Origin of the sequence: Anaerobiospirillum succiniciproducens DSM 6400, assembly GCF_000482845.1 — a bacterium.
In the GTDB taxonomy this organism is placed as follows: domain Bacteria; phylum Pseudomonadota; class Gammaproteobacteria; order Enterobacterales; family Succinivibrionaceae; genus Anaerobiospirillum; species Anaerobiospirillum succiniciproducens.
The window spans coordinates 1-4,407 of record NZ_AXWV01000120.1; the positions used below are offsets into that span (position 1 = coordinate 1).

At 44.9% G+C, this 4,407-nt stretch carries 1 protein-coding gene and 2 tRNA genes; all 3 read right to left on the reverse strand.

The window, feature by feature from the left end; genetic code table 11:
* Window positions 1-18: 18 nt before the first annotated feature.
* Window positions 19-94: transfer RNA gene (locus H524_RS0111655), tRNA-Phe, on the reverse strand.
* Window positions 95-597: 503 nt separating this feature from the next.
* On the reverse strand, window positions 598-3,282 hold the full coding sequence (gene secA, locus H524_RS0111660; protein WP_027940321.1) for a preprotein translocase subunit SecA: 2,685 nt from the start codon (window positions 3,280-3,282) through the stop codon (window positions 598-600).
* A 1,046-nt stretch (window positions 3,283-4,328) separates the two neighbouring features.
* Window positions 4,329-4,404, reverse strand: a tRNA-Gly gene (locus tag H524_RS0111670).
* Window positions 4,405-4,407: the final 3 nt, after the last annotated feature.

Here is a 4,407-nt window from a genome sequence, read left to right on the forward strand (position 1 = left end):
GTTGCTAGCACCATCTGATGGTGCCCAGACCTGGAATCGAACCAGGGACACAAGGATTTTCAATCCTTTGCTCTACCGACTGAGCTATCTGGGCAACGGCGCTTATTAAACCAAATAGCCCCTAAAGTGTCAACAGCAAATTAAACAAATTTTAACCTAAACCACCACATTACACATAAAAGCGCATAAATATCGTAATTTAGTAGCAAAATTTATTGTGCACTGTGTTTAATCAAAAACCATCACTAGCCAAGTATAGATGGCAATCCAGCCAAAACTAAGCCCATTAAGACACGCTAAATGCAGCCATCTAAACCTGATTTTGCCACTCATTTTTTACAAAGCAATTAACTTAAGAGGCTCATGGTATTTATTTTTGTACCTCAGCACTGTGCTGTAGCTGCCTAGATGCTAGCAACTGCCTCAAGGGCAAGACACATAACATTGTGGAACTACACAAATTTTTAAGAAATGCTTTAATTTTGGGTGGCGCTATTTAGCCACCAAAAATAAAAAAGCACCACAAGCTTAAACCCGCAGTGCTTTTAAATGCCCCATTGTCTTATAGGGCTAACTATTCTTAATTAGTAGCGACGCTTATACAGCCTTACCGCAGCAGTCCTTGTACTTCTTTCCTGAACCGCATGGGCATGGGTCGTTACGACCTACATTTGGCATTGGATCGGTGTTTGGAGTCTGATCCTTGTCTTTATTGTCTGAAGATGCTGCAGCCATGGTGCCTTGAGGTGCAACCTGCTCTTCCTCTACTGGAGGGCGCATCTGAATCTGTACACGAGAGAGCATCTTGATAACCTGGTACTTGATGTTCTCAAGCAGCTTGGTGAACAGATTGAATGACTGGATCTTGTACTCGTTCTTAGGATTACGCTGCGCATAACCTTGCAAGCCGATACCAAGACGCATGTAATCCATAGCAGCTAAGTGCTCCTTCCAGAGCATATCCATGGTCTGAAGCATTACACCACGCTCAAGCTGCTTTTGGTTATCCTCACCAATGATCTTGCACTTGAGATCGTACATCTCTTGAGCCTTTGCTACGATCATGTCACGTACGTCTTGCTCAACGAGCTTAGTGTCTTCCTCAAGCCACTTTTGTACAGGACACTCAAGAGCAAACTCTTCTAACAAACGTGCCTCAAGCTCCTTAACCTTCCAAGACTCAGGCAGTGAGTTAGGCTCGATGTACTCATCAATAACGCTGTTAAATACGTCAACACGAATGTTGGTAATGGTCTCAGAAGTGTCCTCACCATTTAACAGAGCATTACGCTCCTCGTAGATAACCTTACGCTGCTGATTTGCTACGTCGTCAAACTCGAGCAGGCTCTTACGGATATCGAAGTTGCGGGTTTCAACCTTACGCTGAGCAGACTCAATTGCACGAGTTACTAACTTGTGCTCTAAAGGCTGACCATCTTCCATACCCATGCGCTTCATGAAGTTCTTGAGCTTGTCAGAACCGAACAGGCGCATCAGATTGTCATCCATGGACAGGTAGAAACGTGATGAACCTGGGTCACCTTGACGACCAGCACGACCACGCAGCTGATTATCAATACGACGGGACTCGTGACGCTCAGAACCAATGATATGCAGACCACCTGCAGCTAATACTGCATCGTGACGCTTCTGCCAATCAGCAGTTACACGATCGATTTCTGCTTGTGAGGCATTCTCACCTAAAGCCTCAAGCTCAGCCTTGAGGTTACCGCCTAAGATAATGTCAGTACCACGACCAGCCATGTTAGTAGCAATGGTTACAGTACCAGGGCGACCAGCCTGAGCAACGATGTGAGCTTCCTTCTCGTGGAACTTAGCATTTAAAACCTGATGAGGAATGTGCTCCTTGCTAAGGAGATGGGCTAACTTCTCAGAGTTTTCAATAGAGATAGTACCTACTAAGACTGGACGGCCTTCTTTAACCTTCTCACGAATGTCATTTAAGATGGCGTTGTACTTCTCATCTACAGTTAAGTAAATGAGATCAGGAAGATCCTTACGGATCATTGGCTTGTTAGTAGGCAGAACTACAGTATTCAGACCGTAAATCTGTTGGAACTCGTATGCTTCAGTATCAGCAGTACCAGTCATACCAGCAAGCTTATCGTACATACGGAAGTAGTTCTGGAAAGTAATAGTTGCTAAAGTCTGGTTTTCAGATCTGATATCAACACCTTCTTTAGCTTCAATAGCCTGGTGCAGACCATCTGACCAACGACGGCCAGCCATCTTACGGCCTGAGTGCTCGTCAATGATCACAACCTCACCATTAGCTACAACGTAGTCAACGTCGCGCTGGAATAAGGCGTGGGCTCTTAAAGCGGCCATTACGTGGTGCAGCAGCACGATATTAGTGGAGGAGAAGAGTGAATCATTCTCCTTTAACAGACCTAACTCACGGAGCAGATCTTCTACATACAACTGACCGCGCTCGGTTAAGTAAGCCTGACGAATCTTGAGATCTACAGTGAAGTGACCGTCACCAGTGTAATCTTCGGTATCTTCCTTTTCTTGGAGCTCAAGCTTTGGAATGATGCCGTCGATCTTGCGATATAACTCGGAGCTATCTTCAGCCTGACCAGAAATAATTAAAGGAGTACGTGCCTCATCGATGAGTACAGAGTCAACTTCGTCAACTAAGGCGTAGTTTAATGGACGCTGTACACGCTGCTCTGGAGCGTAGGCCATGTTATCGCGCAGATAGTCAAAGCCAAACTCGTTATTGGTACCGTAGGTAACATCACAAGCATAAGCCTGTCGCTTGGCCTCTGCATCTAAACCTGGAATATTGCAGCCAACGGTCATGCCCATAAACTCATAGAATGGACGGGACCAATCGGCGTCACGACGTGCTAAGTAGTCGTTAACAGTAACTACGTGAACGCCCTTACCTGAAATGGCGTTGAGGTAGCAAGGCATTAAAGCGGTGAGAGTCTTACCTTCACCAGTCTTCATTTCAGCGATCTGGTTGGAGTTTAAAACCATACCACCCATGAGCTGAACATCAAAAGGACGCAGACCTAAAGTACGCTTAGCGGCTTCACGAACGGCAGCAAAAACCTCAGGCAGGATGGTCTCTAAAGTTGCACCGCCCTCAATCTCATTGCGGAATTGTACGGTAAGGTCTTTAAACTCTTCGTCTTTGAGAGCCTCGTACTTTGGCTCAAGAGCATTAATCTGCTTGACGATCTTACTTAAGCGCTTGATAGTGCGCTGATTACTACTGCCAATGATCTTGGTGACGATTGATGTAATGAACATTTTGCTAAAACACTGTAGAAGAAAACCATCAGCTATTATATAGCGTTCAGGCGTACATCCATTTCCGCTCGGTGGCATCAGCAAACTGATACCTAGGTCTTATAGTCATGTGACTATGTCTGACCGCTATTCAGCAATGAAACTCCTTGCGGTTCCTGCCTTTGAGTTTACGGCATAGCTAAGACAGCTGTTGCACTTACGTCTCGGCCGAAGCCAACGCAAAAAGCTTCAGTTGATTAACAGGCACAGCCACAAAAGCATCCTCAAGAACCAAAGCAGCCACCGATAGACTTACAACTATTTATATAGTGCAGGTCAAGATAGCAAACGTTCCTTAGGCTAAAGCTAGGTGGTGTTAATGAGCGCTAAGCACCCAAACCTTTAAAAAAACGAACAGCGCATGACGCAAAGTGCACGACACAGACTGCCCCGCTGAGCTTAAGCTGAAAGACCGATCAAAGACTTAAGTGTGAGATTCTACGACAGTTCACGCTTGAGTGCCGTGTTTTAAGTCGTAAATACTGAAAAAAATCTGAAATTCTCGAGATTATTCACTCTCACAGTATACAAATGGGGTGTATGGAGTAAATTTTCAAGGCCTTGCGACAAAAAATGCCTATATACGATAGCTTTGAGGCCAACACACAGCCACAAAGCACTAAAAGTTTTAAACGCTACACACGATCAGCACTCCAGAACTTCTAATCCTACAGTAGATCAGAGGAAGCAAAACTCAAGGACAGTCGTCGCCCTATTAGCTCTAAGCACTGCATATAAATGCCTAAATATCATGAAAAGAGATCATGAGCGCTTATGAAATGCGTATACGCATATAAATGTAAGCAAAAGATAAGAGTGCTGTACGTAATCGACAGGACAATTGAAGAGATTGCCAGAGGCAAGGAAGAAGAAGCAGCAACCATTAAGTTGCATAAAGAGAAAGGCGCTTAAGCAGCAAATTGCTCAGAGCTAAAATGTAAATATGTTTGTCATGCGACAGGCATAAAAAAACGAGCTCAGAGGCTCGTCCTTTTGAAGCTGAAATCTGGAGCGGGAAACGAGGTTCGAACTCGCGACCCTAACCATGGCAAGGTTATGCTCTACCAACTGAGCTATTCCCGCATA

Coding starts and splice junctions, on each gene's coding strand:
- secA (WP_027940321.1), bottom strand. CDS start 3,282: ATGTTCATTACATCAATCGTCACCAAGATCATTGGCAGTAGTAATCAG.